Source organism: Paenibacillus sp. Aloe-11, from assembly GCF_000245715.1.
In the GTDB taxonomy this organism is placed as follows: domain Bacteria; phylum Bacillota; class Bacilli; order Paenibacillales; family Paenibacillaceae; genus Paenibacillus; species Paenibacillus kribbensis.
The window spans coordinates 515742-522567 of sequence record NZ_JH601056.1; the positions used below are offsets into that span (position 1 = coordinate 515742).

The following is a 6826-nucleotide window of genomic DNA, read 5'->3' on the forward strand; positions in this document are numbered from 1 at the left end:
CCCCCTAAAAATTTAAATTTTATACGTCTTACAAACCGTGTTTCCTCATCTGATAAAACGCATATTTTAGCTAAATTTGGAGTAATTTTTCATAACTAATTATCGTTGAGAACATTATATATAAAAAAGAAAAAATGAAAACTGCTTTTGGAAAGCTCCATTTATATTGTTACATTTGATCATTTTTCACGTAATTATTTTCACAAATAAACCACTAAACTAGACAAAATGCCACCTTTTTTGATGACAACAAATGTTAGAATGCTGTGCGTTACATGGGATTATCACATTCATTGTCAGGTAATTGGAGCATTTGTCGTTAGCAGTTTTTTTATTCTGGACATGATTATGTATTCCTGATGTATTAGTAAAAAAAAAGATCCGCCACAGCCAAAGCCGTGACGGATCTCAATATTATTTAACGTCTACCTTTACTCATATACTTTTTGGCACGCGGAGGACCTAATATTTCAGCCCAAATCACACCTCTGCGCAGGTCAGCCGCATTGACCGTACTGCGTTCTTGCGATACTGGCTCTAACCCATCTGTGATCTCCCCTGACTCTCTCAGATTGGATATGCGGTCGAGGCGAGCTAAAACCTTTCTGCGCTCTTCCTCCATGGCACGAATCCGCTCTTCCAGAGTCGAACCGTTATCCGAGGATTCCTGTTCCATTTGTCCTGCCAATTCCGTCCGATCGTCCATGACTTCTTCCATCCGACGAGCTTCCATCACCGTTCGTCGTTCATTAGGAAATTGGCGTTGCAATTCTCCGGTAACATCCTGTCTGCTAGTCGGACTTTGCTCTTGTCCATGTTCCACGGTGATAGGTCTGGATGACGCCCAGGGCCTGCGCGAGCTCTGATCACCGCCAAAGGTGGGCATTCCATTTCCCGAAGGAGATTTCCGACCCGTGCCTTGAATGCTTTTTCCCAGAAAGGATACCAATGCAAAGCCAATCACGATCAGGATATACAAATGCTCAATGATCCAGCTGATAAAGTTCATTACTCACCGCCTTGCTGCCGTCATTCATCGGCTATATCCCGTTGCTTAATCCCGGTTTTTGTTGTCATTCCCCGAGTTCTCACTCGGTTTGCCCAAGGAGCCGCGCATTTGCGTATCTGCCTCAATATTTTTCAAATTCATATAGTCCATGACGCCAAGCTTTCCGCCACGCAGCGCTTCAGCCATAGCCAACGGCACTTCAGATTCGGATTCCACCACACGCGCTCTCATTTCTACCACACGCGCCTTCATTTCCTGCTCCTGCGCCACTGCCATCGCACGCCGCTCTTCTGCTTTCGCCTGGGCAATACGTTTGTCTGCTTCCGCCTGCTCGGTTTGCAGGAAAGCTCCGATATTTTTGCCTACATCGACATCCGCAATATCAATGGACAGGATTTCGAACGCTGTCCCTGCATCCAAGCCTTTGGACAATACAGTTCTTGAAATCGAATCCGGGTTCTCCAGCACGTCCTTATGCGAATTACTGGAGCCGACGGTTGTAACGATACCCTCACCGACCCGTGCAATAATCGTTTCTTCCCCGGCACCCCCGACAAGTCGATCAATGTTGGCACGTACCGTAACACGTGCTTTAACTTTTACTTCGATACCATCCTTGGCAACTGCAGCAACAATAGGTGTCTCAATAACTCGCGGATTAACGCTCATTTGGACCGCTTGCAGCACATCCCGCCCCGCAAGGTCAATCGCAGCAGCACGTTCAAATTCAAGCGGAATATTAGCCCGCTGCGCAGCAATCAATGCATTGATTACGCGGTCTACATTACCACCCGCGAGAAAATGGCTTTCCAACTGGTTGATATTCAATCCCAGACCGGCTTTGGTCGCCTTAATCAGCGGATTCACAATTCGGCTTGGCGTAACACGTCGCAAGCGCATGGCCACCAGCGTAATGATACCAATCCGCACCCCTGAAGCCAATGCCGAAATCCACAGCATCACCGGGAAAAAACTGAAAAATACGCTCAATACAATAACCACTAACACGGCAAGCAGCAAAATGCTGACGATACCCGATTCGAACACTCGCATCATCCTCCAATAATTGAATTCTTCGTTTATCTGCGTGTTTAGACGCTAGTGTCCGCCTTGACCACAATTCGTCCACCTTCTACTTTGGATACGATGATCGGCGTATCTGTGGCAATAAACTCGCCATTCGTTACAACATCGACACGCTCATCAGCAATAAGCACCGTTCCGGCTGGACGAAGCGGTGTCAGACTCACACCCCGCTGACCTAATAATATTTCCCGATTCACAACCGAAGAAAAACCCTGGTCAGCCGTTAAGCTTTCTTTAAGTACAAAACGGTTCCATATCCCTCGGTCCTTGAATACAATCGCAATAATCGCCACCACGACAACGGCAGCTACAAAGGCAATGCCCAAAGATATAAATGCATGCTGCATGTCGTAAGCCGCTCGAACAACGCCAGCGACCAGGCTAACGGAACCCAATATGCCCAATATACCAAAGCTTGGAATGAACATTTCAAGTATAAGCAAAGCCAGGCCAATGATAAACAACAGCCATGTCTCTGAACCTGCAAAACCAGCGATATAATTGCCGAAAAAATACAAACCAAATCCGAGTATGCCCAAAATTCCCGGTACACCAAAGCCGGGTACAAGCAGTTCAATCACTACACCCGCGATACCAATAAATAAAAGCAATGTTTGTACGATCGGGTTGGTTAATATTTCGGCAGCTTTCTCAGCCGATGTTTGCTTCACATAAAATACATCATCTGTGCTGTAACCCATCCATTGGATCACCTCTTGTTCTGAGGAGGCAATGTGATCCGCATAACCCAGCTTAAGCGCTTCCTCGCTGGTTAAAGAAATGATCTGGCCTTTTTCCTTATTAAAGTTCAGTTCCGGGATAGCTACCGTAATTTTGGAGTCTACCATCCCCCTCGCAATATCCGGATTACGTCCGCCAGATTCTGCGGCAGATGCCATGCTGCTCTTCCACCAAGCTATTATTTTCGGGTCGGTAACAGCCTGCCCCTTGCCGTCTACCAACGCTGCAGCTCCAATAATACTTCCCGGCTCCATAACGATCTTGTTTGCACTGAGCGCAATATAGCTTCCCGCCGATGCCGCTTCGCCCCTGATGTAGGCTACGGTCGGAATTGGGCTGTCTTTAATCAGTTTGCCCAGCTTCTCCGCTGTATCTACCCGTCCCCCAGGCGTGTTAATATCCAGCAAAATCAGACCTGCTTTGGACTCTGCTGCTTCCGCAAATCCACGTTCCATAAAACGGCTCAGGCCTTGTTCAATTTCCTGATCTACGGGTATAACGAACACGGCTCCGCCTTTGGCTGCGGCTTCCACTGATCCGGAATGAAATAATGGCAGCAGGATAACTGATACCACAATCCATAACGTTAAAAAGATCATTTTTCGACTGGAGTGGTGCTGTTCTCTGTGCATTTCTCTCCCCCCTTTCGATCTTGCTTTATTACAGCATACCAAACTTTGTTAGGTAAACTACACAATTTTCAGGCTTTAATGTGAAATTATTGGGGTTGTTGCTATTCCTGACGGCTGTCACATACTTTACGCATTCAACAGTCATCACGTTTCACACAACTAAAGATAGCGCTTTCATTAAAGGGGTTTTTCACATTATACGATTCTACGATAAACATGGCAGATGCAGAAATAACACCCTCTGTGAACAGAGGGTGTTGTGTTTTCCTGTTTGTCGCAGGTTTATTGCAGAAATTGTTGAACCGCCTGGTTCACGAGCTTACCGTCAGCGCGACCTTTTACCTTAGGCATCAAGGCCGACATTACTTTCCCCATCTCGGCTTTCGAAGAAGCACCGGTTTCCTGGATGGTCTGCTGTACAATAACTTTAATTTCTTCTTCTGAAAGTTGTTCAGGAAGGTACTGAGCGATGATCTCTATTTCTGCTTTCGTGCTTGCCGCAAGTTCATCGCGACTGGCTTTTTCAAATTCATGGAGGGCATCTTTTCGCTGTTTGATCTCACGACTCAGAATATCAAGCACTTCGTTGTCGTCCAAATCTCGTTTCAAATCTATTTCAAGATTTTTAATCGTAGAACGAACCATTCGAATGGTGGAGAGTTTGAACTTGTCCTTACTCTTCATAGCTTGCTTCATATCTTCGTTTAATCGTTCGCTCAAATTCATGGTTGCTCAGCTCCTCCTAGAACTTTCTCTTACGAGCAGCCTCGGACTTTTTCTTGCGCTTTACGCTTGGCTTTTCATAATGCTTGCGTTTCTTCACCTCAGCCAATACGCCATCCTTAGCAATGGAACGTTTAAAGCGACGAAGTGCAGCATCAATTGTCTCGTTTTTGCGAACTTTAGTTTCAGACACCAGTTTTCCCTCCCTCCGACCAGACCGTCCAAGAGCAATAACACGGTTCATCAAATTTTATTATAGGTGATACGGAAACCGGGTGTCAACCTATAAGAAAAAATGAATACTTACAAGGAATCTTTTTCTCCATTCACTTCAGTATTACTAAAAGACAAGCTCTGTCATTTTTAAGCATGTGAGTCCGAAATACTTGTCAGGGCCCCTAATTTAGCGCCGCCCAGCAGGTGATAATGCAGATGCCCAACCGCTTGCCCACTATCCGGGCCGCAGTTGTTAATCAGCCGATAGCCGGACTCAGCGATTCCCAGCTTTTTTGCCACCTCAATCGCAACACGATGAATCTCTGCGATGAGAGGAAGATCCTCCTCCGTCACAGCATTCATTGAAGGAATGTATTTCTTCGGGATGATGAGTACGTGTACTGGCGCCGCAGGCTGGATGTCATGAAATGCGAGCACATTCTCAGTTTCCAGTACCTTTTTGCTAGGGATGGTTCCATCCACAATTTTCAAAAACAGATCGTCCATTCAAAACTCTCCTTTGGCAATGAGCCGATCATAAGCAATAAAAGCAATTGCTCTCGGCATTCAAAGTTATGTATGTCCTACAACCGAATAGAAGCATATACAATTATATGTATCATAACGGAAAAAGGGGCTTAATACCAGTTCCCCTTCACCACTTCCTCTATTATAGTTTTCACGCCCGCATCAATCTGATCCGGCTGTGCACGTGAAATGCTGATGCGTAAAAACTTTTCTTGTTCCCTATAGCTCGTCAAATAAAAACCTTTGCCAGATACAACCTGGATCTTCCTCTCGGAAAGGCGCTGTACCAAACGCTCCATATTCACGGTTCGAGGCAGCTTAAACTGCATATAAACTCCTGATGCTACAGTTGAGGCTTCAATGAGTCCGGCCTGATTATATCGTTCCACCGCCTGGTTGAGAATATGGATGCGCTCTGAATACAGTTTGCATATCGTATGCTTATGACGTTCATACATTCCGTTTTTAATATAAATATCAAGCGCAGCCTGAGATAACATGGAAGTATCGACGTATCGTTTATATGCCTGGAACGTCTTTAATAGAACTTCTGGCAAAACTGCGACCCCTAGACGCAAGCCCGGGAAAATGATTTTGGAGAAGCTTTTCAAATAAACAACATGATTCGTCTGGTCATATGCATATATGGGGTCAAAGCTATAATCGACCTCCAAATCAGCCATATAATCATCCTCTACGATGTACACATCGTATTTGGCGGCCAAGGCAGCTATAGCCTTTCGCTTTTCCGCATTGTATGAGCTTCCCAAGGGGTTATGATATCTTGACATGGTATAAAAAAACTTGATGCTTCCGCTTTTAAATTGATTCTCCAATTCCTGCAAATCTATACCTGCTGCTGTGCGGACAATCGTGCTGACAGGTATGTTCTCTTCCTCCAAAAAACGCAAATAAATATCGTAGCTCGGCTGCTCAACCAAAACCTTTTCTTTACCGTTAGGAAACGACATCTTAGCAAGGATTTCCAGAGCCTGCTGAACACCTGAAGTCACGATAATCCGATCCATTTTTGCAAACACCTGATTATCAGCCAAATGGGAAACCAATGTATGACGCAGTGTCTCCAGCCCTTGCGAATCCCCGTAAGTGAACAGATGATATTTGTAGGTATCTATAGCCTGATTTAGACAATGCTGAAAATCCAAATATGGAAATACGTTTAAGTCCGGGGATGCGGAAGTAAAATCAACGACGTCATTCATATGGCTATGGCGCACATCACCATAATTCTCCACTACATAGTATCCGCTTTGCGGTATGGAATAGATAGCATGCTTCTTCTCGAGTTCGGCATAGGCCCGCAAAATCGTACTTTTGCTGCACCCGTATAACTCCGAAGCGTCACGGACAGACGGCAGCTTGTGACCGGATTTGAATTGACCCTCACGAATTTTAAGCTCTATATCCGATAAAATGGAAACATATTTTTTCACAAATATCCTCCTATCGTAATTTTTCTTTATATACCTGATGTTAACACGCCTGGTGGATAACAGTAACGGGACCTTCGTCCTGTCCAGTATATATCATGGAGGATATAGATAAAAAAGCTGCTTCTTCTTAGCGGAAGAAACAGCTTTTATGGTATGATCATCTATAATTCTCAGTAAAACCGCTTTGCTGTACATGTAGAAGATGTTTATTATGCGAGCTGACTAAACGAAGACAGTAGGGATATTCACTATGGCGATGAGGCAACCTGTGCTTAATAATAAGGCAGCAAGGCAATCGCAGTCAGCGCAGCCAGTGGCAGAATCAGACGATTAAAGCGTCGGCGACCGTAAGGGAAGCCGTATCCGTATCCGTATCCATATCCATAGGGAGGATAAGGTGGATAGAACCCATATCCCCCATAGGCTCGGGAGCCGCC

Annotated in this window: 7 protein-coding genes; all 7 read right to left on the bottom strand. The window is 45.2% G+C overall.

Features of this window, described 5'->3' with window-relative positions; translation table 11 throughout:
- Nucleotides 1-418: 418 nt before the first annotated feature.
- The 7 genes from WG8_RS15895 to WG8_RS15925 all read right to left on the bottom strand — a co-directional run bounded on the left by WG8_RS15895 (nt 419) and on the right by WG8_RS15925 (nt 6389).
- Entirely contained in the window at nt 419-1009 is a 591-nt protein-coding gene (locus WG8_RS15895) for a hypothetical protein (RefSeq protein WP_007431245.1), read from the bottom strand.
- 45 nt (nt 1010-1054) lie between these two features.
- The gene (floA, locus tag WG8_RS15900) at nt 1055-2056 is read right to left on the bottom strand and encodes a flotillin-like protein FloA (protein WP_007431246.1); all 1002 of its coding nucleotides are present in this window, start codon (nt 2054-2056) and stop codon (nt 1055-1057) included.
- A 44-nt stretch (nt 2057-2100) separates the two neighbouring features.
- The gene (locus tag WG8_RS15905; protein WP_007431247.1) at nt 2101-3468 is read right to left on the bottom strand and encodes an NfeD family protein; all 1368 of its coding nucleotides are present in this window, start codon (nt 3466-3468) and stop codon (nt 2101-2103) included.
- A gap of 282 nt (nt 3469-3750) precedes the next feature.
- Entirely contained in the window at nt 3751-4194 is a 444-nt protein-coding gene (locus tag WG8_RS15910) for a GatB/YqeY domain-containing protein (protein ID WP_007431248.1), read from the bottom strand.
- 16 nt (nt 4195-4210) lie between these two features.
- Nucleotides 4211-4384: a 30S ribosomal protein S21 gene (rpsU, locus tag WG8_RS15915; protein ID WP_005547957.1), complete on the bottom strand. Its 174-nt coding sequence runs from the start codon at nt 4382-4384 to the stop codon at nt 4211-4213.
- Between the two features lie 170 nt (nt 4385-4554).
- Complete coding sequence (locus tag WG8_RS15920; protein WP_007431249.1) at nt 4555-4914, bottom strand: histidine triad nucleotide-binding protein; 360 nt, start codon at nt 4912-4914, stop codon at nt 4555-4557.
- Nucleotides 4915-5045: 131 nt separating this feature from the next.
- A complete protein-coding gene (locus tag WG8_RS15925; protein ID WP_007431250.1) occupies nt 5046-6389 on the bottom strand; it encodes an aminotransferase-like domain-containing protein in 1344 nt (447 codons plus the stop codon).
- Between the last annotated feature and the right edge of the window lie 437 nt (nt 6390-6826).